26 protein-coding genes are annotated in these 24,269 nt (G+C 44.9%); 8 read left to right on the forward strand and 18 right to left on the reverse strand.

All coding sequences use genetic code 11. The features are described 5' to 3' along the window. Both mer and BP688_RS00080 read left to right on the forward strand, forming a co-directional pair. Positions 1-900, forward strand: a 900-nt coding sequence (gene mer, locus BP688_RS00075; protein ID WP_290624463.1) for a 5,10-methylenetetrahydromethanopterin reductase, incomplete at its 5' end; no start/stop codon positions are given. A 98-nt stretch (positions 901-998) separates the two neighbouring features. After that, the gene (locus tag BP688_RS00080) at positions 999-1,415 is read left to right on the forward strand and encodes a PaaI family thioesterase (protein WP_290623690.1); all 417 of its coding nucleotides are present in this window, start codon (positions 999-1,001) and stop codon (positions 1,413-1,415) included. 7 nt (positions 1,416-1,422) lie between these two features. Here the strand turns inward: BP688_RS00080 and BP688_RS00085 are convergent, their stop codons facing one another. Genes BP688_RS00085 through BP688_RS00105 form a run of 5 tightly spaced genes read right to left on the reverse strand, consistent with a single transcriptional unit; the run spans position 1,423 to position 5,048 of the window. Continuing rightward, positions 1,423-2,175 (reverse strand): 4-phosphopantoate--beta-alanine ligase, encoded by a 753-nt coding sequence (locus BP688_RS00085; protein ID WP_290597768.1) that lies wholly within the window; start codon positions 2,173-2,175, stop codon positions 1,423-1,425. Then, the gene (locus BP688_RS00090; protein ID WP_290623692.1) at positions 2,172-2,759 is read right to left on the reverse strand and encodes an HAD family hydrolase; all 588 of its coding nucleotides are present in this window, start codon (positions 2,757-2,759) and stop codon (positions 2,172-2,174) included. The genes BP688_RS00085 and BP688_RS00090 overlap by 4 nt, the downstream gene beginning before the upstream one ends. Beyond that, positions 2,752-3,384 (reverse strand): orotidine-5'-phosphate decarboxylase, encoded by a 633-nt coding sequence (gene pyrF, locus BP688_RS00095; protein WP_290597766.1) that lies wholly within the window; start codon positions 3,382-3,384, stop codon positions 2,752-2,754. Before pyrF ends, BP688_RS00090 begins: the two co-directional genes overlap by 8 nt. Before the next feature lie 16 nt (positions 3,385-3,400). Then, complete coding sequence (locus BP688_RS00100; RefSeq protein WP_290597765.1) at positions 3,401-4,003, reverse strand: MBL fold metallo-hydrolase; 603 nt, start codon at positions 4,001-4,003, stop codon at positions 3,401-3,403. Between the two features lie 40 nt (positions 4,004-4,043). Next, positions 4,044-5,048, reverse strand: coding sequence for a zinc metalloprotease HtpX (locus BP688_RS00105; protein ID WP_290597764.1), 1,005 nt, complete (start codon positions 5,046-5,048; stop codon positions 4,044-4,046). 129 nt (positions 5,049-5,177) lie between these two features. Here BP688_RS00105 and BP688_RS00110 point away from each other — a divergent pair, with 129 nt between their 5' ends. Both BP688_RS00110 and BP688_RS00115 read left to right on the forward strand, forming a co-directional pair. Then, entirely contained in the window at positions 5,178-5,321 is a 144-nt protein-coding gene (locus BP688_RS00110) for a hypothetical protein (protein WP_290597763.1), read from the forward strand. Between the two features lie 4 nt (positions 5,322-5,325). Continuing rightward, entirely contained in the window at positions 5,326-6,738 is a 1,413-nt protein-coding gene (locus BP688_RS00115; RefSeq protein ID WP_290623694.1) for a sodium:solute symporter family protein, read from the forward strand. Here the strand turns inward: BP688_RS00115 and BP688_RS00120 are convergent. The 5 genes from BP688_RS00120 to BP688_RS00140 are packed head-to-tail and all read right to left on the reverse strand — an operon-like array spanning position 6,708 to position 10,612. Then, positions 6,708-7,706 (reverse strand): RNA-guided pseudouridylation complex pseudouridine synthase subunit Cbf5, encoded by a 999-nt coding sequence (locus BP688_RS00120; protein WP_394329818.1) that lies wholly within the window; start codon positions 7,704-7,706, stop codon positions 6,708-6,710. The genes BP688_RS00115 and BP688_RS00120 overlap by 31 nt on opposite strands. Positions 7,707-7,726: 20 nt before the next feature. Then, entirely contained in the window at positions 7,727-7,984 is a 258-nt protein-coding gene (locus BP688_RS00125; protein ID WP_290597760.1) for a hypothetical protein, read from the reverse strand. Further along, entirely contained in the window at positions 7,981-8,844 is an 864-nt protein-coding gene (locus BP688_RS00130) for a sulfite exporter TauE/SafE family protein (RefSeq protein ID WP_290597759.1), read from the reverse strand. The genes BP688_RS00125 and BP688_RS00130 overlap by 4 nt, the downstream gene beginning before the upstream one ends. A 1-nt stretch (position 8,845) precedes the next feature. Next, a complete protein-coding gene (locus BP688_RS00135; protein ID WP_290597758.1) occupies positions 8,846-9,271 on the reverse strand; it encodes a universal stress protein in 426 nt (141 codons plus the stop codon). 21 nt (positions 9,272-9,292) lie between these two features. After that, the gene (locus tag BP688_RS00140; protein WP_290623696.1) at positions 9,293-10,612 is read right to left on the reverse strand and encodes a DUF22 domain-containing protein; all 1,320 of its coding nucleotides are present in this window, start codon (positions 10,610-10,612) and stop codon (positions 9,293-9,295) included. A 138-nt stretch (positions 10,613-10,750) separates the two neighbouring features. Between BP688_RS00140 and BP688_RS00145 the strand changes: the two genes are divergently transcribed. Together BP688_RS00145 and BP688_RS00150 are read left to right on the forward strand one after the other, a co-directional pair. Beyond that, complete coding sequence (locus BP688_RS00145) at positions 10,751-11,641, forward strand: sulfite exporter TauE/SafE family protein (protein WP_290597756.1); 891 nt, start codon at positions 10,751-10,753, stop codon at positions 11,639-11,641. After that, a complete protein-coding gene (locus BP688_RS00150) occupies positions 11,623-12,072 on the forward strand; it encodes a hypothetical protein (RefSeq protein WP_290597755.1) in 450 nt (149 codons plus the stop codon). The genes BP688_RS00145 and BP688_RS00150 overlap by 19 nt, the downstream gene beginning before the upstream one ends. 4 nt (positions 12,073-12,076) lie before the next feature. On the opposite strand, the gene rbcL is transcribed toward BP688_RS00150, so the two are convergent. Further along, positions 12,077-13,405, reverse strand: a complete 1,329-nt coding sequence (gene rbcL, locus BP688_RS00155; protein ID WP_290623698.1) for a type III ribulose-bisphosphate carboxylase — start codon at positions 13,403-13,405, stop codon at positions 12,077-12,079. 91 nt (positions 13,406-13,496) lie between these two features. Between rbcL and BP688_RS00160 the strand changes: the two genes are divergently transcribed. Next, complete coding sequence (locus BP688_RS00160; RefSeq protein ID WP_290597753.1) at positions 13,497-14,468, forward strand: radical SAM/SPASM domain-containing protein; 972 nt, start codon at positions 13,497-13,499, stop codon at positions 14,466-14,468. Here the strand turns inward: BP688_RS00160 and BP688_RS00165 are convergent. From BP688_RS00165 to BP688_RS00195, 7 genes are all read right to left on the reverse strand, one after another. Next, positions 14,465-14,716 carry a DUF5395 family protein gene (locus BP688_RS00165; protein WP_290597752.1) on the reverse strand — a complete coding sequence of 84 codons (252 nt, stop codon included), beginning with the start codon at positions 14,714-14,716 and terminating at the stop codon, positions 14,465-14,467. The two genes, BP688_RS00160 and BP688_RS00165, sit on opposite strands and share 4 nt — an antisense overlap. 22 nt (positions 14,717-14,738) lie before the next feature. Continuing rightward, a complete protein-coding gene (locus tag BP688_RS00170) occupies positions 14,739-16,211 on the reverse strand; it encodes a putative sulfate exporter family transporter (protein ID WP_290597751.1) in 1,473 nt (490 codons plus the stop codon). Positions 16,212-16,222: 11 nt separating this feature from the next. Next, positions 16,223-16,450 carry a hypothetical protein gene (locus BP688_RS00175; protein WP_290597750.1) on the reverse strand — a complete coding sequence of 76 codons (228 nt, stop codon included), beginning with the start codon at positions 16,448-16,450 and terminating at the stop codon, positions 16,223-16,225. A 106-nt stretch (positions 16,451-16,556) separates the two neighbouring features. Then, entirely contained in the window at positions 16,557-18,683 is a 2,127-nt protein-coding gene (locus tag BP688_RS00180) for a PAS domain S-box protein (protein WP_290597749.1), read from the reverse strand. Continuing rightward, positions 18,680-19,672, reverse strand: coding sequence for a YeiH family putative sulfate export transporter (locus tag BP688_RS00185; protein WP_290597748.1), 993 nt, complete (start codon positions 19,670-19,672; stop codon positions 18,680-18,682). The genes BP688_RS00180 and BP688_RS00185 overlap by 4 nt, the downstream gene beginning before the upstream one ends. A gap of 48 nt (positions 19,673-19,720) precedes the next feature. After that, entirely contained in the window at positions 19,721-22,312 is a 2,592-nt protein-coding gene (gene valS, locus BP688_RS00190; protein WP_290623700.1) for a valine--tRNA ligase, read from the reverse strand. 38 nt (positions 22,313-22,350) lie between these two features. Further along, the gene (locus BP688_RS00195; protein ID WP_290597746.1) at positions 22,351-23,103 is read right to left on the reverse strand and encodes a fumarylacetoacetate hydrolase family protein; all 753 of its coding nucleotides are present in this window, start codon (positions 23,101-23,103) and stop codon (positions 22,351-22,353) included. A gap of 110 nt (positions 23,104-23,213) precedes the next feature. Between BP688_RS00195 and BP688_RS00200 the strand changes: the two genes are divergently transcribed. Beyond that, the gene (locus BP688_RS00200; protein WP_290597745.1) at positions 23,214-24,263 is read left to right on the forward strand and encodes an SPOUT family RNA methylase; all 1,050 of its coding nucleotides are present in this window, start codon (positions 23,214-23,216) and stop codon (positions 24,261-24,263) included. The last annotated feature ends 6 nt before the right edge of the window (positions 24,264-24,269 follow it).

Raw genomic sequence — 24,269 nt, forward strand, 5'->3', positions numbered from 1 at the left:
ACAGACCACTACAACAACAGAAACGTCTATTCGATATTGACAATTCTGGCCCTGAAGACGAGAACAATAAAACTTGGTCCGGGTGTGACAAATCCATACCACATAAGTCCTGCTCTGACCGCATCCGCTATTGGCACAATAAACGAAATTAGCGGTGGAAGGGCAGTTCTTGGAATTGGAGCGGGAGATAAGGTTACCTTTGAAAGAATCGGCATAAGCTGGGAGAAGCCTTTAAAGAGAATGAGAGAGGCAGTTGAGATTATAAGACAGCTGACAGAGGGAAAAGCTGTAAAATACGATGGAGAGATTTTCAAATTTAACGGTGCGAAGCTTGGTTTCAAGACCGGAAGTATTCCGATATATATCGGTGCTCAAGGTCCAAAAATGCTCCAGCTCGCTGCAGAACTTGGAGATGGAGTTCTGATCAACGCATCACACCCCAAGGACTTTGAGGTGGCAAAGGAGAACATTGACGCCGGGCTGTCTAAAGCAGGGAAGAGCAGAGATGCCTTTGATACAGTTGCCTACGCATCAATGAGCGTTGACAAGGACAGAGACAAGGCACGGAACGCTGCAAGAATTGTCGTTGCCTTTATCGTTGCTGGCAGTCCACCAACGGTTCTTGAGAGGCACGGTCTGAGCGAGGAGGCTGTAAACGGTGTCAGGGAGGCTCTGAATAACGCCTTCACAAAGGGAGACTGGGGCGGTGTAGCAAAGAGTGTGACAGATGAGATGATTGATATCTTCTCCGTCAGCGGGACACCCGATGACGTCGTAGAGAGGATCAACGAACTTTCGAAGGCTGGGGTTACACAGGTCGTAGCTGGAAGCCCAATAGGCCCGGACAAGAAAAAGTCCATAAAACTGATCGGTAAGGAGATAATTCCAAAATTTAAGTAAAATTTCAAATTTTTTAATAAATTTGCCTGTCCAACTGTAATGCTATATTAGAACAAAGTTGGTAAAAGGTTTATATTTTCGAACTTTTTTGATTTTTTATGGATTTTAAGGAAGTCTTGAAGGTCGTGGGTTCGGCTCCGTGGTATAGGCTGATAGGAATGGAGCCGAGAATTGAAGAGGACAAAATCATCGTAGAGATGAATCTGGATGAGTCAAAGCACTTTCAGGCTCTGGGAATGGCACATGGCGGAGCGATTGCAAGTGTTCTCGATTCTGCAATAGGGTTAAACGTAAACAAAGAGGTCGTCAAGCTCGGGAAGACTGCCGTGACTGCACAGCTCAACATCCACTACGTCAGGCCAGCTTTGAAAGGCAAAATCGTGGGAACTGGAAGAGCTCTGCACATAGGCAGTAAGGTGACGGTGGGTTACGGAGAGGTGAGAAACGAGAAGGGTGAGCTTATTGCCACTGGAACTGCAACATTCTACATCGTAAACAGGGGAATGAAAGGCTAAACCGGAGCTAAAGCTCATCAGCCACCTTTTCCAAGTATCTCTTTATTTCTCTGACCGCTTCAGCGAGAACTTCTGAATTGTCATATTCTGCAACGATCTCTTCAAGCCTTTTCATCCCCCAATTCTTCATTTCATCAGCCATCTCAACCATTCTCGGAATTGCCCTGACAATGTTGTCAACAATCGTCACATCTGCCATCCTTGAAGTCCTTGATAAAGGGTTCAGATCAATCGCTATAACCTTCTTTCCGTGCTTCTTCAGAATTTCACATCTGTCACCATCCTCAAGTGGAACAAGGACGACGTCAGCAATCAGTATACCCCTACTGTCAACAATCCTCCTCGCGGACTCAAGACCTTCAAGAACTGCATCACATGCAGCGAGAACCTCAACATCGAACTGCTCCAAATATTTCTTTATCCTCTCCACCCTTTCGGGAGTATAATGGAATACATTGACCTCAACCCTCGCTCCTACTGCCTTTGAAAGTCTTGCGATGTCCTCAGGGACAAGAACTGCAACATTGCCATTTACAGAGATTACCGGATGCCTCGCAAGGAGCATCATCGCAACTGCAGCTCTTTCTGCCTTTATGGCAAAATCCCTCGTTTTTTCTCCGAGGATGTAGTCAAAAGCCTCTCCTCTTCCGTGGGCTATTAATCCCTGCATCGCCGTAACGCCAAGCTTTACACCCTCAACCAACCTTTCTCTCATCGTCAGAGACAGGTATCTCGGATGGGTCTTCGGTATTTCGGTCATTCCACCACCTTAAGAAACTCTGCAAGTTCCTTGAGCGATTCAAACACGTAATCTGCATACTGGATAAAAGACTTTGCCATTCCTCTGTTTTTCTCGGTAATGATTAAGGCGGTTTTCACCCCCGCCTCTTTTCCTGCGAGGAGGTCAAAGAGGAAATCCCCAACCATCAAAGCCCTCGAAGGTTCTACATTGAACCTACTCAGGGCGAGTTTTACTGGCTGCGGCGAGGGTTTTGGCTCGCCATCTTCCCTCGCAATGACAAAATCAAATTTGAACCCGAACCTTTTGGATATTAGCTCAACACTCTTTCTGCTGTTTCTTGTTATGACCCCTTTTATTGCTTTGTCATCCAGAGCACTTAAAAGCTCCTGAGCATAGAAGGCTGGCTTCGCGGTCATCGCACTTCTAATCTCATACTCTTCAAGCACCATGAACATCTCCTTTCTCCTATTCTCATCTCTCTCTGCCATTATTGACTCGAGGATGAACCTCTGCTCTATTCCAAGTTTTCTTCTTATCTCATCAAAGGGAATGTTGAGTTCTATGAGTGTGCCATCCAGATCAAAGGCTATGAGGTCAAACACCTTCAATCACCCTTCTGTACTCCATAGCCGCCTTTCCCGGATTCTCGGCAGTATAAATCCCTCTACCCACAATTATCCCGTCTGCATACCTCAAAGCCTCCAAACTCCCACCCTGCGCCCCAATTCCGGGGCAGAGGATTTCCATATCTCCTGCTACCTCTCTTATCTCCCTCAGCCTTTCAATTCTCGTTGATGGGGCTATCAATCCATCACAACCCACTTTTCTTGCAATCTCAACAATTCTCAGCGAAACTGCGCTCATGAACTCCTTCCCACCGGGACTACTAAGCTCTGTTACCGCATAAACCTTTCCGCCATATTCCTTGGCAACGTTGCAGACCTCATCGAGAGTGTCACTACCAACAAAACCGTGAGCAATAACAGATTCTGCACCATTTTCAAAGGCTATTCTTGCAATTAGTGAACTTGTATACGGGATGTCGGCTATCTTAAAATCCGCTATCACTGGCTTAAAGGCAGATAATTCTTTAATCATTCTAATTCCGGTGGATAGCACGAGAGGATAGTTAACCTTAATCCTGTCAACGAATTCAGCTACATCTTTTGCGATATCAACAGCCTTCTCTTTCTCTGTTACATCAAGGGCGAGTATCAGTTCTTTCATCAGTTCTTGTATCCCCTCAGGGTAAAATTATTTTTCTAAGAATTTCATCATAATGCTCTCTGCTTCCAGCACTTCCGTGTCCGGGCATGACAACGTCAAACTGAAGTTCTGCTATTTTCTTAACCGAGTTGAGATACTGGTTGTAATCCGAGCAGAAGCTTTTTGGGGATAGGTCAAGCCCGTTCCTACCCCTCAGCAAGTCACCGCAGTAGAGCTTTTCTTCTTTTAATATACATATACTCCCCGGTGTATGGCCAGGAGTGTGGATGATCTGAGCTTTAATATCCAAATTATCTACATCCCTGACCTCCTCAGGAGGTTTCGCTCTGAACAACCTCTCACCTATTTTTGCCAGTAAACCGAGTAAGCCTGAGTACTGGAACTTTTTCTCACCCAGAAGATACGGGATGTCTATCCTGTGGGCAAATACGGGGCAACCAAACTCTTTCTGAACTTTGTAAGCAGCAGCGAAATGGTCAAAATGAGCATGGGTGATAATTATTCCGTCAAGCTCCTTAACCTGCTTCAAAATCAGATCAGCATTCGTCCCGGTGTCAATGAGGTAAAACCTCTCATCATCAATCAGATAAACGTTGCAACCCCTTGATTTGAGCTTCATGTAAAGTTGTTTGGTAAATTTATAGAAATGTTTTTCCGTGTTAGAAAATTCTGATTGTGTCAATAAATCTCAGTCTTTTTGGAATTGGCGGATGTGTTGACAGAAACTCCTGAAGTGGTGAAACCTTTGCCTTCTTCAGTCTTTCTATGTCCATTCTTGTTATCGGCTCTGCAACTGCATTGACGAGAGCGTAAATGAACAGAGTTCTGAATTTACTATCTGCAATGATGTCCGCGTATCTTGGATAGCGATGATAGAAAAGATGTATCTTGGCAAGGCTTTTCTGCATTGCGTCTTTACTTGTTGCCCTCACACCCTCAAAGTCCGCATAGTATTCTCTCAGTCTGCTGAAAGCCAGAACGAGTATCTGGACTATGAATGAAACAAGAACTGCTGCAAAGCCAATTGCAGCAAGCTGCATTCCTCTTCTATCATCTCTGAATGATGCGTGGATGAGTGCATAGCCGAGGTAGAATATCACAGATGGTAGAAGGCCGAAGAAAAGCATGACGAGATTATCTTTGTGTTTGTGATGTCCCAGCTCATGGCCAATCACGGCTTCAAGCTCATCTCTGTCAAGCATACTCATCAAAGTGTCCGAAACTGCAACATATTTTCCACTCAGAATGTTCCCATAGGCGAAGGCGTTTGGTGGGGTGGAAACAACAACAGCCTTTGGAGGCTTGATGTTCAACCTTCTCGCAACGCTGTTGACCACCATCTGAAGCCTCTCATCCCTTTTAGCTCTGTAGGATACGTTTATGATGAAAGGTGAAACAAGGTACATCAGCAGATTTATAGCTATCATGAACAAGATCAGCCCGTAAAAGCTGATGTAGTATCCTGCAAAGCTGAGAATAATGTATATTGTAGCTGTGGATATTGATACTATCATAAATGCCAGCAGAACCATTGATGCAAAGAGAGAGAACTTCCCCGAAACCCTGCTTGCCACCTTCGGTGCGATGGTACTGGCTAACACCAACATCAGAAGGTATCCAAGCATTGCCAGTAGCATGTATACCGGATCAAGGAAGAATATCATATGAGATAGTAGTAGAATCGGATTATAAATCTTAATCCCAAAATCACCTGTTTTACTGTTAGATTTTGTTGAATTGAGGGACAAGCATACCAAAATTTTTTTAAATCTATTTGATCGAACATATGTTCGATGAAAGCACTGGAGGGTTTAATTGTTGTATTAGCAATGCTTATCCCATTCATTGCTATAAAAAGCTACGATATGGCTACATACACCTACTGGACTTTAATTTCAGCAACCTATCTCTGTTACATCGCTGTAGCGAGGTGGTGAAAGAATGAACGAGTTTCTCTATGCTTTCGCAGCCTATGCGGTAATAGGAACAGCCATAGCAGTTATGGCAATGAAAGGTGTGAGAACGCAGGAAGAATACTACATTGCCGGCAGGAAAGTCAGCGGGCTTGTTTCAGCATTGACCTACGCTGCCACCACCTACTCAGCTTTCATGATGGTTGGATTGGTCGGACTTACTTACGCGTCAGGTGTGGGAGCGCTTGGTTTCGAGTTGTTCTACCTCGTTGGCACACTCTTCCTCCTCTCCTACTATGCACCAAGGGTATGGGAGATAGCCAGAGAGAAGGGATGCATAACCCCCGGAGATATGATAGCCATGAGGTATGGCAGAGAGGTCTCGATGGTCATGTCCATTATCGTCTCTGTCGCCCTCATACCCTACATATCAGTCCAGCTAATCGGCGTCAGCCTAATTCTGGAAAAAACCTCTGCCATGAGTTTTGAAGTTGGAATCGCCATTTCTGCAATTCTTATAGCCCTCTGGGCTCTCCTTGGTGGTTTGAGGGGTGTTGCTTGGACTGATGCTGTTCAGGGAGTTTTCATGCTCTTTATGGCGATTGCAGCAGTTTTTTGGGTTTATAGTTACGGTTTCTCGGATACGAGCTTTTTCGATGAAGTTCCAAAGCTTGGAGACTTGCTGGTTGTTCCGAATAAAATCTGGACTCCTGTTAGATTTATCGCTCTCGTAGTTCCGTGGTTCTTCTTTGCTCTCACAAACCCGCAGGTATTCCAGCGCCTTTACATACCGAAGGACAGAGGAAGTCTGAGGAGAATGGTCATCCTGTTTGGCTTTTTCGGACTGGTTTACACAATTCTTGTGACTTTCCTCGGACTTGAGCTGAGAGTTCTTACTGAAACTGGAAGGTTTCCAGTTGTGAGCGACAGGGATGCTGTAACCCCAACCTTGCTCAGACTGATTCCACCGTGGCTGGCGGTTGCAATCTCAATAAGCATTTTTGCTGCAGCAATAACAACGGCAAACTCCATCGTCCTCACACTCTCATCAATGCTGACCAGAGATTTGTTCGGCAGTGAGAGAGTTGCAATTGGTAGAGTTCTGCTGCTAATTCTGACCGTTGCAATATCTATCTTTGCCCTCCAGCGACCCAACTACATAGTAGAGTTAGCCGTATTGAGTTCAACAATACTGCTGTGTCAGCTTCCGCTGATTCTCGGCGTTTTCCACTTCTCAAGGGGTGGAAAGGTTACCGGGATAGCGACGCTGACTGCAGGCTTCACAACAGCAATAGTGCTCAGCTACACCTCGGCATCCCCTCTTGGAATTCCTGCTTCAGTATGGACGCTGATGGTGTCTTTTGCAGTCTTCTTTGCCCTATCTGCCTTTGAAAAACAACAAGAGAGAAGTCACTCGGAAGACTTCCAGGCTTTGGGATAAGTTCCCCTCTCCATCAGAACTCTCTGAACATCAACAGCAACCCCTTTTTTCAGCCTGAAAATATCTTCAGCATTCATCATTGCTCTGCCCAACGCAACGAGTTCATTTTTAAGTGTGAATATTGCAACTGTTTTGTCCCTCTCAACTGTCTTTTCAACATAAGCCACTCCTCTGACGGAGAGGTTTGCACCGTGACAGATTGCATCAACCGCAGTGTCTTTCACAACAATTTTCGGAATGTCGGCAACAGCCATCTCCATCGGCTTTATTATCTCCCTCAAATACTTCTCCTCTCCCTCTTCCTTCCAAAAAACGTATGCGTCAAGCAAATCTTGAAGAGTGTAACACATATCTTCACCGAACCTTCCTGTCCTCGTCCTTCTCAACTCCTGCATATGCGCTCCGGTTCCAAGCACCTCTCCAATATCCCTGCAAAGCTTCCTGATGTAAGTTCCGGACTCGGTAACAACCCTGAAAAGGATATCTCTTCCCTCTATCTCCAGAATCTCGATTTCGTAAACCTCCCTTATCCTCAGCCTTTTTCTCACTGCCGATTTAAGGGGGGGTCTCTGGTAAATCCTACCCACAAACATCTTCATGACCCTCTCAATATCCTCTCTCCTCGCATTTCCGTGCAGTCTCATCAAGCACACATACTCCTTGCCCGACTCCTGCAGAAATTTTACGAGTTTTGTTGCGGTTTCAATAAAAACAGGTAGAACTCCTGTCACCCTCGGATCGAGCGTTCCAGCGTGTCCCGTCTTCTTTACCTCCAAAATTCTCCTAACCCACACAACAACTTCATGACTGCTCGGACCCATCGGCTTGTCTATGCAAACGAAGCCTTTTCTGATATACTCCTCAATCGGCCTCTTAGTGGGGTAGCAGCCGTAGTTATCATCCGTCACAGCCTCATCCTTGATGTAAAAGTTTTCCAGTTCTGATTTCACATTCCAAAAAGGATTCATGGGCTTTTTAATACTTCCCATCATGAGTGGAAAGCGAGATAATAAGCAAGCACCATTTCAGCAAGAACGGCCAATATTAGAAACTTTATTCTTCTCTGTGCAAGCGGAAGAGCTGTAATCAAGGATAGCGCGGGAATGAATGTCAGCATTAAGAGGACATTGGTTACAACCACCTTGTCCCCCATAAACTTGCTGAAAATGAACACAACAGTCATTAAGCCGAGTATGAGGTAGAAGGATATCCGAACAGTTTCGGCAAATACTCTGTCGTCCCTCATGTTATCCCCGCAATTCCCATCACTCCTTTGATGATGTTGGTGGCAGCGGCTATGAGCAGTATGAACATCACAGCAGACCTGATAATGCGTGGACTAACCCTGAGTGTCAGTTCAGCCCCGATCTTCGATCCAATTGTCATTCCGAGGATTGCTGGTACTGTTATTTCGGGTAGCACAGCACCCTTAGCCATGTAAACCCATGCTGCAATGGATGTATTGAGCAGGATTATCAGCATGCTTGTCGCAACTGCAACTCTGATTGGCAGAAGCATTACTAAGTTGAGGACGGGGACATTCGCCCAGCCTGCTCCGAGACCAAACATGCCAGCAACGAGCCCCACAAAAGCAAACATCGCAAGTGCAATTGTCGTGTTGCTCGCACTATACCTTATATCTTTACCTATACTCGGCTCAAAACACTCTCCTTCCATCTGAAAAAAACTACAAATTTTGTCTCGCCCCTTTGGTTCAGGAAACTCAACTCTCTCGGTTGTGGACATGATAAAAAGGATGAAAGCAAGTAGTAATCCAAGCATCAAAGTGATGTAGTGCTTCCCCTCCGGAAATTCGCGGGAAATGTAAAGGCCGAGATAACCTCCCCCAAATGCTGTTAGATTCGAGATTAGGATGAGGGGTAAGACCATCCTCAGGTTCGTGAAGCCCCTCTTGATGGCAGTCGGAGAGGACGTGAGGGAGCTTGCAAGGGCAACCATCACCCCTCCACCCCTGATATAATCAACATTTATCCCAGAAAAAGCAGTTAGGAGGGGAACAAACATCACACCTCCTCCAACTCCGGATAAAGGTGCTATTATACCAATTACAAGCGAGAAAAGGAATATGAAAGCCTCCATCTCCATGTTATCCCCTGCATATTAGCAGATTTGCCCTTGATTTCTTGAGCAAAATTTCGCATGGGTCTTTGCCGAACAAACGTGACACCACCCTCTTTTTCAATCCAACTACGATTAGATCGGGTTTGATTTCTCTTTCAAGCATGAGAATCCTATCCGCATAACTGCCAAAGGCAACCTTAACGTCAGAAACCACAAGACCGACATTCTCAAGTTCTTTCTTGTATTTCTCAAGCTTTTCTATGGACTGGGTCATCAACCTGTGATAAGCACTCATTTCCTTTTCTTCGGAAACGAACGGTGGTATTTCCATTTCCCGAATATAGAGAAGAAACACTTCTCCTCTCAACCCTTGTTTTGCAAGCTCGTAGATTTTTTGAAAGGCTATTTTACCTCTCTCCGTATCATCGAGTACCAAAAGGAACTTCGCCATCCTATCATTCCCCTTTCGGAATTACTGCAATCCCTCTACATATTTCATAAGTTCTTCTTCCGACATTTTAACGAATTTATTATAAATCTCCCGGATTTTCTCAATTGGACTTACCTCAATGCGGTAGAGATTAACAACGCCCAGAAGGTCTCCTTTGGATATCTGTCCATCAAACACTGGCATGAAAACCGCCTCTCTCACACTTCCACCTTCTTCCACTCTCCAAGGTCTACAGTCACATATTAAATCGAGAATAGCACCATCAGAGTGCCTCATAATCTGTAACGGGTAGACTATGGTATTCGAAGGGATATCAATTTCCTTAATCTTTACTCTGACGGGCTTTCCTGCTACAACCTCCCTGTCCTCGGCAGCAACGACGACTTCCCATCTTGCAATGGGACTCCTTCTGTACCCATAGGGCTTTATCTCTACATCTTCTCTTATTATTTCTCCGTTTTTCCTGTAAACCATCGTGAATTTCTGCTTCTGCTTTTCAAGCATAATGGGTTCAAGTTTTTTGACGCCAACATAGTAAACGTTAGCAACCCCGATAAGGTCACCCCTCCTTATTTCTCCATCCTCTATAGCGACAAAGATAGCCTGCTGTATCTTTTTACTCTCTTCAACCCTTGCTGGTCTCCCCAGCTGAACAACGTCCACAACAACACCGTATGGATTTCTTGTGACTGACAGCGGCACAACAACGGTGTTTGGAGGAAGATTTACCTCCCTTATATTAACCCTTAAAATGTCTCCAGCTTTAAAAGTCAAATCCTCTTCCGATACCAGAACCTCCCATACTCCAACGTTTGTCCTTGTGTATCCAAAGACCTCAGTTCTCATCCTTTTCCGATAAATGTTCCCGTTATCCCTCCATGTTATGTTTGCTTCAATTATTTCCTCTCTCAATTCAACCCTTGCGGGCTTCAAGTTTAATATTCTTGACAATAATCCGGTTTTTATGAAAAATACCTTGAGAACACCAACAATGTCGCCCTTTTCTATGACTCCATCCTCCACAGGAAGAAAGAGAACTTTATTTATACATTTTTCGTCCTCTACTCTTTGAGGAATGCCACACTCCACAACGTCAAGCACGGTGCCAAGTGCGTGTCTCATTATGTGCAAAGGCCCGACCATGGTGTCACCGGGGATCGAAAAAGGCTTTATCTCGATTATGCATGGCTTTCCTTTCCTTACCTCGACGGTTTCCTTTGCAATAAGTGTCTTCCACTGTGTTATGGGTACCATTCTGTAGCCGAAGGGCTTCAGTTCAATCTCCATCCTCTCTTTTCTGCCACCCACTTCATCCGCCCAGTATTTCATATTGATCTTCATGGTAACCACCTATAACGATTAATTAGGATGTTTTGTCTGTTTATAAGATTTATCACGGTTTTACTCGTGAGTGTAAAATTTAAGTTCGCTTAGACCTTCGCAACTTTAGTAAATATTTAAGTAAGATTACAAGGACGGATGATGAATCTGATGGGATTGTTTATAGCAAATCCTTTAGCTTTTATTGTTGCAGTATTTGCTCTGAGCTTTTCGATAGGTTTTGTAGCAATAATAGCAGGTACAGGAGGAGGTGTGCTGTTCACGTCATTCTTGCTTGGATTTACATCCATTCATCCTGATATTGTGCGGGCAACGAGTCTTCTCGCAGCAATAGCTGGCACAAGGATTGGAGCGCAAAACTATCTGAGAAGTATAGCTAACATAAGACTGGCCCTTCTTTTAGCTACTCCATACACATTGTTTGCAGTTTGCGGCTCCTACTTTGGGTTATATCTAACTAAGCATTTTGGAAACATAGGAATTGGAGCTCTTAAACTCGCACTCGGCCTGATTATAATTTGTATAGGTATAATGTATATTTTCGTTAAAAGGTCCGAATATCCAGCAGCGAGAAGCGACGCCATAACCGAAAAGCTGGGTTTGGAAATACCCTATTATGAAAGGTCCCTCAACTCCATCATTGAATACAAGCTGAGAAGAGCTCCGCTTGCCCTTCTTCTGTGCTGTGTTGTTGGATTCATTTCCGGCACCTTCGGTCTTGGGGCGGGATGGGCGATCGTTCCGACAATAAACCTCGTGATGTTGGCTCCTCTCAAAGTTGCAACAACGACCAGTGCAGTTGTGATAAGTATAGGAGATACTGCAGCTGTTTTCCCCTACATGATGTCAGGCTCTATTATACCGATTTTTGCGATTCCGTCTGTATCTGGACTTATGAGCAGAGCTAGGGTTGGTTCATCTGTCGCAGTGAAGATAAAGGCAAAATATGTCAGAAATATTCTCACCTTTTTACTGCTTTTTGCCGGGATAAAACTCCTTCTGGTGGGAGCATGGATGCTGAGGATTTAAAACCACCGCTTGAGGGTAGGATTTATGGAGAAGTTAGTGGCTGGATGTCAATTTTAGGAATAGTAATCGGATTGATAGGTGTGGCAGTTGGGCTGTCTGGAAATTCTATCTTTAACTATTCAATGACTGTACAGGACCTGTTGAGGGGTTACAGTGAGGATGTTTTGTGGGTTAGAGATAGTTCGATCCACTCCGAACCCTACGGATACTGGTTTCTTTCGGTAGCAGCCAATGGAGACGGTGTGGCGATGCTTGGGATTGCAATAATGATATACGGTGGTATTGCTGGCATGTTTTGCCTTCTTTTATCCATGCTGATAAACAGAAGGATTCTGTTTTACAAGAGAGGTTTGTACTTTCTGCTTGCAGTGATAATACTGTCAGTCATGTTGTTCTGTGCGTGGGAAGCGGAATTCAGGATAAGCGTATAAAATTTCAAACAGGTCTCACCCTTCCCCACTTCTCCAGAGCCCTTGCAAGCTCTCTGTGTGTCTTCGCATATTCTTCAAGAGAGGTGCCATCTATTATTGCATCTAAAGCCTGCCTCACAGCTCTGGCACCAGCTAAAGCCCCATCTGGATGTCCGAGAACTCCACCACCGACCTGAATGACTATTTCAGAGCCGAGAGCATCAATCACCGGCTCAAGGTTTCCGGGATGCAGACCTCCAGAGGATACTGGCATTGCTGGCTTTATGTGGTGAAACTCCTGTTTGAGATGGAAAACATCGCTGCTATCGGGCTCGTAAATTGCCTCACTGAAAACCTTCGCATACTGCACAACTTCCCATTTCCCACCTTCAAGCTTCCCTGCCCCAGCAGTGCCGACATGGAGCTGGTCAATACCAATAATTCGGTAAAGTTTGGCGAGAACAAACATCGAAATACCGTGGTGAGGATTTCTCGTAAAAGCAGCGTGCATTGCTCTGTGACCGTGAACTGCCAAGCCGTGGTCAGCGGCAAGGTCTCTGATGTATTCCAAAGCTCCCCATCCCGTTACAACAACATCAACCATTACGTAGGGATTGCCAAGTTCTGCAACGAGCTTTAGCCTCTTCTCCATCTCCCTGATATCTGAGGTTATATTTGCAAACCAAGCCTTTTTCTCTCCTGTCTCTTTTTCCACTTTTTCTATGACCTTCATTATCCTATTTGCCCTATCATCAAATTTGCAGTAGTCGGGGCTTGTGAGATTCTCATCGTCTTTTATGTAATCCATTCCTCCCCTAAGCAGATCGTATGCGAGTCTCTCCACCTCCTCCGGAGAATACCCGACCTTTGGTTTTGGCACCGTTCCAACAATGGGACGATTTTCTATTCCAAAAATCTTCTTAACACCATCCTTTCCCTTTTCTGGACCCTTAAAATCCTTCAAGAACTTTTCAGGCAGATAGATGTCTTCCAATCTTAAACCTGCCACCCTTCTCATTCCGAAAACGTTTCCGGCTATTGAAGCAAGCAGTCCAGGCAGGTTGTGATCTTCAAACAGCTCAATGGGGTAGGCAATTTTGACGATCCACGAACCATCACCCATACTGTGAAAATCATAAGCCTTAGCTGACAGCTTCTCAACCCTTTTCCCATCACACCAGTTATAAAGGGTCGTCCAAGTTCCTGTACTGCTTTCAGCAGCTACAGCACCAGCAACATCTTCAATACTGAACCCCTCAGCAGGTTTAATGCGGAAAACAGCTACAGCATCAATGCTGAAATCGGGTTCGTAGTCCTTGTCAACATATTTGTCATACATCTCAAACTCAGTCATTGAAAAAACTCGATCGTCAAAATTTAAATCCTTTCCATCCTTTCCGTCAAGGGTGGCACAAGCATATTAAGTCTCTAAATCAACAACGGGTATGGGGAAGCTCGGATTCGTGCAGGTTGAAGTTTCAACGAAATGCCAGCTCAACTGCCCGATGTGCCCCCGCTCTTGTTTTAAGGATGAGTGGATATCAAAGGATATGGATTTGAACACCTTCACCCTGATCCCCTTCAAAAGGTTCAGATATGCGCACCTACAGGGGTGGGGTGAGCCTTTGCTTAACCCAAACATTGATGAGATGATTGAGATGGCGAGAAAGCACTGCAAAGTTGGCTTAACCACGAACGGTTTGCTGATAGAACGTTATTTAGGGGTAGTGCTGAAGCTGGATTTGCTTTCTGTATCAGTTGCCAGCGCCAATCCACTAACTCACCACGCCGTAAGAGGCTTTAACCTTGAAAAGCTAAAGCGGAACATCAAACTCGTTTCTGAAAGCAGAAAAGCCAAGAGTAAACCAAAAATCGTCATAGCAACGATGATGCTGAAGAATACAATCGAAACACTGCCGAGAATAGTAGATTTTGCCCTTGAATGTGGTGCTGATGAAGTAATTGCGAATAACCTTGATTACATCCCCTCACAAAGCTTAATAGGGCAGGAGGTTTTTGGCTTACAATCCAACCAACAAGTTGAAGAGATACTGGATCAAATAAAGATGAAAGCTAAGGATGCCGGGATCAGATTTGTCGCAAAGCAAGTTGTGATGGACGAAGCTCTTGTTTGTGCCGAAAACCCCGTTGATAACTGCCTCATCACAGTTGATGGCAAAATTGCCCCCTGCGTTTACCTTCATTTGCCCACCCGATCGGATTATATAGTCAGGCACTTCAGGGGCAAAAGGGTTGAAGTTCCGAAAGTTTACTTTGGTAGCATAACCCAATGGAGAAAAAGCGATATCAGAGTAACATTCGAGAAGCGTTTACAGGTTCTCTACCAATATCTACCTCTCGAGCTTCCAGCTTTGCCCGATGTATGCAGAAGCTGCTACAAGGCTTGGTCCGTTTAGTCCATCTCCAGATAAACTGTTCTATAGAAGTAATAAGGATGGTACTGCCACATCCAATGCGGGATCATTTTTCTGTAGTCAAGCTCCATGTTCACCTTAACCGTTCTCTCGTTTTCAAAGATATCTTTCAGCTTGAGTTTCAAATTTTCGTCGAGTTCTTCCAATGTTTTCCCCGTAACAACTATCTGATCATTCTTCGCTATCCATCTAACCCCATCGTGGTAGAGATCAAAACATATGGTTCTCATGGTTTTAAAAAAGGGAAAAATTTTAAGGTGTTACTGTTGGCGGGGTCATACCCATGTGGAACAGATAGGCAATAAGCCAGCCAATGGGTATGATGATCACTGCGAGGATGAATGCGTAGGCAAGAGCCAGTCTTCCAAGACCTTCCTGTCTGAGAGTTCTGAAGTCGGTGACGATTCCGATGCTTGTGAACGTTAGAACAAAGAAGAACTTTCTCAGAGCTCCCTCAACCGGCTTGATTCCTGGTGTCATGGCTTTGTATGCCGTAGTCGGGTCTGGATAGAGGTTCAGCCCGAGAATTACTAACAGTCCCATTGCAAGGAAGTATCCAAGGACGAACTTTGGAAATCTCCACCAGATCTCCATCTTCTGGACTTTCTCTCCCGGCCTTCTTTCAAAGTAGTAGACCCACACCGCAGCGAGAACAAACGCCCAGACGCCTATGAACATGTCAATCCAGATCTTAGTGTTAACTGCAGACATCAGAATCCAGCCCTCTTCCCACTGCACTCCGAGATCCAATGCAGCTCTCGATCTCATCAGTTCATCCAGTATTGCTCCTGCAGCAGCATCGGCTCCATCAGTCTTAACAGTTAGACCGAGGCTCGCGCCAGCAGCTATTGGTTCATGGAACCAGAAGGCCACAAGCACACCTGGAAGAACTATGAGTTCAATGACCGCAAAGACGACGATTAATGCTGAGATCATAACAGGAACGATCGGTCTTGCCTTGATAGCTCCTGCCGTTGCGATTGCTGCAGAGACACCACATATCGAGATACCTGAAGCAAGACATGCTGACCACTCTCTCGACAGATTGAACAACTTTCTGCCCGTCGCATAAGCTAAGGGCCAGAATAGCAGATAAGCAGCAATCGTCGCACATGCTCCAGCAACGAGTATGTGTAAAGCGTAGCCGAGTGATTTCATTGCAAGGTAACCAAGCTTCGCACCAAGCATAACGATGGCAACTTTGATGAACCATTCTGGCCTTGCTCCAAGTTTAATGAATTCTCTGAACCCTTTCGGTGCCAGATTTCCTATCAGCAGACCGACGATCAAAGCTGTAATGTAGAAGGCTCCACCAAGAGAGAGGCTCCAATCAATGCCGTATTTTGCTCTGTCGAGTTCCGTAGCGGCTATGTATGCGTTCTCACCAATGATATAACAGATAACCGAAATCCAGAAGACCAATGTGAAAGCTACTAAATACTTCTTGATGTCCCATTTCATGAAGAAGGCGCCAATCGTTGTCGTTACCAGTATTATAACATACGTGGCAATTAACGAAGCCACTGGACTCCAGAGGTCTGGGTTTGAAGCCTTGAATGCTTTCTCGATCGTTACCCACTTGCCAAACTTCACAATCCAGCCTACAAGGTCAAATCCGGTCAGCATTGTTATTATGCCAAGGAACACAAAGAATGTTCCAAGCCAGAACGCCCACCAGTCTTCTGTAGAGAACATTCCCGTATACCATCTTCTTTCTTCAGCCATACCCCCTCACCTCAATAATGCACCAGTATCGTGGAGTATATCACCACCCAGAGGACTATCGTTGCAATTATTCCGGCCAGTATCGCTGCTTTTACAAGTTTTCCCTCCATTGGGTCCCATGGTTCAACTGCTATGAGTGGTCTCTCTAAACCACAGGACGTGCATCTCAGAATGTCCTCTTCTTCCATTTTCACTATTTCCATCAACGAACCACAGTTTGGACACAATTCTTCCGCCATACCACCACCTCTCAACACATTCACACAACTCCAGCAACAAATCCCACATTCATAATTCAAATTTTAACAAATATTAGAATATCGTCAAAAAAAGCATCAAACAGTGTCAGGCAGCACGCATAACCTCTCTTCCATCTTCTGTGACCTCCAGAACCTTCATTCGTCCATCTTTAATCATTTTAATTAATCCCTTCTCTACCAGATAACTGATCCTCTTTTTCGCCGTATTTCTCGTGATGTTAAAACTACTCATTATATCCTTGATGGAGGGTTTTTCTCCAAATCTGTTCTTTGAATAAACAAACCTGAGCAGTTCGTACATCTCCTCTGGTAAATCTACTCCTTTACTCCTTATCACACCACATTCCATCTTCAACAGTTTTAACTCTCTCTCACTTAGCACACCACTTTCTGACACTGCAATTAATATGCCTTTATTCAAAACAAAAAACAAGTCCTTTAACCTCTGTAAAAGCTCGTAAACTTCCTCAAAGGGCCATTTAACAAGAAGATAGTCGAGATCAAGAAGGACAGCATTTTTCCATCCCGGCATCCTAACTATCTCCCTGTATATTTTTGCTGGGTCTGGTTCTACTGTTATACCTTTTCTTCTATTTGCCATCATTAAATAGCCGTCTTCACGGACTCCAATAACTTCGGGATATCGCCTGCTTATCACTTTCCCATCGTATCCGCATTTTATCAGATCGTTGATAACACCAACTGCAACATCGAAGCTATCTGTGAAATACACCCTTCCCCTTTCAACTTCATACCTGAGCATTCTCCTTTCAGCATCCCTTTCACTTTCTATTTTAAGCGATATATCCCTCGCAATAACAGAGAAACCTCTCAGCACCCCTACCTCATCCAGTAGTGGCGAAATCGCTATTTCTACGTCTATGATGTCTCCACTCTTGGTCAATCTGCGTGTTTCGAATCTTAGGTCACTGTCACCGTCTCTTAACCTTCTGAGGATGAAATCTGTTTCATTCTTAATTTCATCCGGTAGCAAATCTGAGGAGTCCATCCCTATAGCCTCATCCTTGCTCCATCCAAACATTTTCTCCGCTGTTCGGTTCCAGCTTGTTATCTTCCCCTCAAGATCAACGGAATAAATTGCATCGTTCGAGTTCTCAACTATGCTGGCGAGATGATACAGTTCCTTCTGAACTTCGAGAATTTCCCTTGTTCTCCTTTCTAATTCTTCGCACGTGTTCTTTAACTCAATTTCAGCCTTCTTCCTCCTCGTTATATCCCTCATAATAGCAACGAATCCCACAAGCTCACCTGTAGAATCATAAATGCTTGTAAGAGTTTGGTCAACGATGACAGTATCTCCACTCTTCGTGTATCTAACAGACTCGATATCCTTTACATGTCCTTCTAAAACCGCTCTCCTGAAATTCTCTCTGCACTGGTTCCACTGATCTTCCGGGAGAAGGAATGCAATTGGCTTCCCAATTGCCTCTTCAGCAGTATAACCAAACATTATCTCTGCCCCTCTGTTCCATGCGACAATTCTGCTATCAATGTCCAGAATAACGATGGCATCAATAGAGTGCTCAAGTATTCCTCTGAAAAACGCCAGCTCTCGCTCTATCTTCTTTCTCTCTTCAATACTTCTCGCAAAGCATCTGTAACAGTCCCCGGATGCGCTAACAGTAACTTCAACGGGGTGCACTTTCTTCGTTTTGGTCACAAGCTCGAACTCGAACTTTTCGTTATTTTTGATTAAATCAACAGGAAAATTCTCTAAAATCTCATTGATTTTCCTTCCCAAAACCTCTTCTTCATTATAGCCGAGATAATCTTTAACCTTTGGGCTTGTGTAAATGATTCTTAAATCTCTATCGAGTTCAAAAACCCAGCCATCAATTTTCTCAACCACACTCCTGAATCTCTCCTCACTTTCCTTTAATGCATCTCTTTCTCTCCTCAACTCCTTTACCATCCAGTTAAACGCAGAAGCAAGTTCCTCAAATTCATCGCCTGTTGTGACCTCAACTGTTTCAAGCTCACCTTTAACCGCCTTCTCAAAGGCTTCCTTCATCTTTTCTATCGGCTCGAGGATGCTTCCAGCCGCAAAAAGTGCCACGCTCAAAATAACGATAGCAACGTAGGCTATATAGGACGGGCTTACTCCACTCACATCTATAATAGAGACACCAAGAATCAATGAGATTACAGAGATTAAAAATAAGATTAGGATAAACTTGGTAAAAATCCTCATAACACACCACCCCACAGAAGTATTGCGAAAACAGCCAAGCCGGTGAGCCATCCGACGTAAGAAATGAGCAAAGGTTTAATTCCCACCCTCTGTACCTTTCTGATGTCAACGCTATAGCCGATAGCAGCAAGTGTCATAGAGAAAACAACCGTTGCAACCGGTCTCAGCATCTCTACAATCTGACTCGGGAGATAGGTGCTGGCGAATAGGGCAACGGCAAGGAAGGTAACGATATACCAGGGCACGTAGAGGCGGCTCTCGGAATAGAGTATGGACAGAACAAGGGCAACGAGGGCAATCATTGCAATCCTTATCCCCTTCACTGCAAGAGCTTCATCCTCGACACCAACCAAGTGAGATGATATTTTGACCAATCCTGTTTGATGGAGAGTTGCTCCAGCCATGATGGCGTAATCATCGGGGGAAATGCCTGTAAAATGACCTATACTTGGATAAGTTATCGCTCCAGTAAGACCTACAGCAGTTATGATGATTATCGCAGCTGAAAATTCCTCTTTCTTTGGTCTCAAAAGAGGTGAAACAATTGCAATTGCCGAAACACCACAGATTCCGCTTCCACACGCAAGAAGGAGAGACAAATGCCTGCTAATTTTGAGTAGTTTTGAAAGCCATATTATAGTTACGAACATCACACTCGCAATAAGAAGGGTAGAAATTACGATCTCAGGTCTGAACTCTCCAAGATAGGGAATGTTTATATTGAGGCCATAAAGGGTTATACCAAGCGGCAGAAGCACCATAAGAGATTTTTCTGAGATTCTTTTCATTTTCTCATCATTCTGAAAGTTACCTGCGATTATCCCAAATATCAGAGCGAGAAATAATGGTTCGAATGCTGGGTCATAAATACTTGTTATATATGCAGCTATTCCGCAGAAGAATAATAGTAAAATTGTGTAACCTCCAATTTTGCTGACCGGTAAACCGACTCCCTTAGTTAAATCGGGTATTTTGAAAGAGTCTCGCATTTATCTACAGTCCGATTAGTTGTATATAAAACTAATTCTTTAGAACACTTAAATCTCTACAAAAATCACACTGCTTGCAGTCTCCAGCATCTCCACCTCTCTGCCCTCAATACTTTTCTCCGTTACAGCATCAAACCACTCCGCCCTAACTTCCACATTCTGACCATCCAGTGTAATTTCAATTGCTCCCTCTCTAAGCAATCGCTCTTTCTCCTCCTCGCTCAGTCCCTCTACAGCTTTTATCAGCTTCTTCGCCTTATCCCTAAACATTGGCCCGATCACCGCAAATTTTGGCTTTAACGCTACAACCCTCTCCCTCACTTCAGGCATCTCTTCCACAACTTCCACCTCAGAGTTTGTCGCCCCTGCCACGTCTCTGACATCAAGACCGTCGAGCTTTGAGTAAACTATCAGTCTCTTCAGCGGTGCATTAAGGGCCAATCCTTTATCGTGCTTGAATTTCCTCACAGCCGCCACTATTTCCTTTATCTCCTCTCCAGCCTTCTCAGCCTTCTCATCCAGAAACTCCTCCTCGACCACCGGATAGCTCTGCAAGTGAACACTTCCTTCCTTAAAATGACTCCAGCACTCTTCAGCTAAAAAGGGTGTGACTGGAGCCAGCAGCCTCGTCAGCACATCGAGAGCATAATGGAGAACGAACTTGGCAGCTCTCTTTTCCTCCTCCGAGCCGGAATAAAGCCTGTTCTTCACGATTTCAAGGTAGTTGTCAGCATACTCATACCAAGTAAACGTCCTGATCGCCTTAATTGCTTCATCAAACCTATAACTGTCCATGTGCTTCCTCACTTCTCCAACAAGCCTGTTCAGCTTTGATAAAATCCATCTATCCGTGCTCCTCAAATACTGCCTGTCCTCCTCGCTCGGCTTGTAGTTTGCGATATGCATCAGCGTGAACCTCGTTATGCTCCAGAACTTCTGCTGAAATCTGCTTGCAGCAACAACATCCTTCCAGCTAAAGATGATGTCGTCCCCAATTACTCCACTCGCCGCCCATTGTCTGAGAGCATCAACTCCATACTTCTCAACAACTTCTTCGGGCACTATAACGTTTCCAAGGCTCTTACTCATTTTCCTGCCATCTTCTCCAAAAACCATCCCGTTTATGACTATCTCATACCACGGAATCTGATCCTCCAAAGCCAGTGACCTCAGAATCGTGTAGAATGCCCATGTCCTGATGATATCATGCCCCTGAGGACGGAGGTGGGTGGGATACTCCCTCAACTCAGGCCATCCGCATATCATAAGCGGTGTTATACTCGAATCCATCCATGTGTCGAGCACATCAGTCTCTCCTCTGAACTCAGTCGAACCACATTTCGGACATGGCTCTGGAGGTTGGACAGCGGTTGGATCAACGGGCAACCATTCCTCCTTCGCAACAACAACCTCTCCGCAGTTCTTGCAGTACCAGGCTGGTATTGGAGTGGCAAAAATCCTCTGCCTGCTTATAACCCAATCCCACTCCATTGACTGAACCCAGCTCTCCAGCCTTGAGTACATGTGCTCCGGAACCCACTTTATCTTTCTCGCCGCTTCCAAAATCTTCTCCTTCTCCACCTTAACGAACCACTGCTCCGCGGGGATGATTTCAACGGGGGTCTTGCATCTCCAGCATACTCCTACATTGTGGTCAATCTCAACCTGCTTTAGCAATCTCCCCTCCTCCTTTAAATCCTCGAGAATTGCTTCTCTCGCCTCTGGAATAGTCATGCCAGCATATTTCCCCGCCTTCTCGTTCAGCCTTCCATCCCTTCCAACGATGTTCCTCAGCTCAAGCTTGTGCTTCTTCCACCACTTCACATCCTGCCTGTCTCCGAATGTGCAGATCATCACCACTCCCGTTCCAAATTCAGGATCAACCTCCTCGTCGGCGATAACCTCGGCATAGTAGTCGGTAGTGGGCACTCTTACCCTCTTTCCAACCAGATGTTTGTTCCTCTCATCATCTGGATGAATAGCAATGGCTACGCAAGCAGGAATGAGTTCAGGACGGGTTGTTGCGATGATAACATCATCGTCGAACTTGATGTAGTTCAGCCTCGTTCTGTCCTGCCTGTATTCGATTTCGGCAAGTGCAATGGTTGTTTCACACCTCGGACAGAAAACGACCGGATGGTAGTCCCTGTAAATCAACCCTTTTTTGTACATCCTCACAAAGGAGAGCTGGGTTTTGGAGTAGTATTCAGGATACATGGTTATGTATTCTTTGCTCCAGTCTATGCTGTAGCCCATTCTTCTTGCTGTTTCTCTCATTTTGGCGATGTTTTGCTCTGTAAACTTCACACAAAGCTCTCTAAACTTCTCCCTTGGCACATCACCCTTTTTTATCCCGTAAGACTCCTCAACCTTAACCTCCGTCGGTAAACCGTGACAGTCCCAACCCTGTGGGAACATGACCTCATAGCCGTTCATCCTCTTGTATCTCGCGATAAAGTCAATTATGCACCAGTTCAGAGCGTGGCCGATGTGAAATGAGCCTGTGGGGTAAGGGGGAGGGGTGTCAATTATGTAGTGCGGCTTTTCAGAGTTCCAGTCAAAATAATACATCTCATCCTTCCACAAATTGAGCCACTTCTCCTCAACCTCATGAGCATTGTAGTCCTTCCTGATTTCCATGTGAACACCCCTTAATGTGACGAAATATAATTTTCGCCTCAACACTCACATCGAATCTGTCTGTCAATCTTCACAGCATGATTTCTCAGAACACCTATTTTCTCAATCTCAACCTCCACGACGTCTCCGTTTTTGAGCATCCCCACCCCAGCTGGTGTGCCGGTGGCAATGACGTCTCCAGCTTTGAGCGTCATTATGGATGATATGAAAGATACAAGCTGAAATACATCGAAAATCAGGTTTGAAGTGTTTGATTTCTGCACAACTTTGCCGTTAACCCTCGTCTGAATCCCCAGCTTTCCCGGATCATTGATCTCGGCAATATACGGACCAATGGGTGCAAAGGTGTCAAAGCTCTTTGCCCTCGTCCACTGCCCATCCTTCGCCTGCAAATCTCTTGCAGTAACATCATTAAAACACGTATAACCAAGAATATAGTCTGCCGCTTCACTCTCAGCCACATTTTTACAGTCCTCGGCTATGACAACCGCAAGCTCTCCCTCATAGTCAACTCTTTGTGAGATGCTGGGAAGAATTATGCAATCTTCGTGACCTATGACGGCAGTGGAGGGTTTCATGAAGAGTATTGGCTCCTCAGGCACGGGCATATTCAGTTCTTCAGCATGGTCAATGTAGTTAAGACCAACGGCGATTATTTTTGTGGGGATTACAGGGGGGAGGAACTTTATGGCAGATATCGGCACTTCATAGTTATCAAACACCAAAAAATCATCCACGATCTCGAAATAACCTTCATAAATCCTACCATTTGCAACAAACCTTCCAATCATAGTCTCAACCCCTCCCAGTTTTAAAATGATTAAACCCTCTACACATGTTGGTGTGCTCCATATCTCCTGTAGCCGGATAACTCTAAAAACCTTTACCTCCTAAGCCTAACATGCTACTCATAAAGACCCAGAGAGGGATGGAGTATGTTGCCGCTTCTCACATCAAAGATGCGATTGGAGATGTCAAGATTGAAGTCAGACCATCGGGCTTTCTCGGTCTTCTCATTGTTCACTGTGACGAGAATTTGAGAGACAAACTGGATGATATTCCTGAAATAGAGACCATAATTCCTGTCTTAACTGAATGTAACGCTGATTTAGATGAAATTATTTCAAAAGCCGAAATTATTGCCGAAAAATTGAAAGATGCCAAAACTTTCGCCATCAGAACGAAGAGAAGGGGGACACACGATTTTTCAAGCCTTGACGTAAATCTTGACCTCGGAGATAGGATAAGGGAGCTTACCGGATGTGAGGTTGACCTCAACTTTCCTGATAAGTCTGTTTACGTGGAGATCATCAACAAGAGGGTCTTAATCGGAGTTGTTGATGGTAGCGAGGAGAGAAAAAAGTACACTCCTGAAAAGGTGGATTCAAGAAAGCTGTTCGGAAAAATCAGCTTCGTCCAGATGCCATATCTTGAGGACACGAAAGCTGCACTTGAGATCGGTGAGAGGGTTGGAAGGGCAGCTCAGGCGTTTGAGATTAAAGAGCTTATAATTGCGCCTCATGAGTATGTCAACGCCTTTGAACTCGAATACTTCATCAAGGGGGTTAGGAGGGGGCAGCTTGCAAGGTATAAGGTCCAGGAGAAGGCGTATGCGAGAGAGGTAAGAAAAGTCCCGGTTTTTGTCAGAGACATCTATCAGACTGCAAGAGACAAAAGAAGGAGAAGGAACGTCCTGATAGTCACTGACCCTACTGGGAAGCAACTTTCAGGAATAAGAGATGAGCTTGTCAGAAAAATGAAGTTCGCAGATGAGATCGTTGTTTTTGCCGGGAGCAGAGTGGGCGTGCCAAAGGGATTGTTTCGCCTGGCAGATTTCGTTATTGATTTGGCGCCCTACATCACTTTTGCTACAGAGCAGACCATCCCCGTTACACTGTCAGCCTTGCTGACGATTTTCGAAGATGATGAGGAAAGAGCTTATAATCCCTGAACATCT

Source organism: Archaeoglobus sp. UBA230 (assembly GCA_002507545.1).
Lineage (GTDB): Archaea > Halobacteriota > Archaeoglobi > Archaeoglobales > Archaeoglobaceae > Archaeoglobus.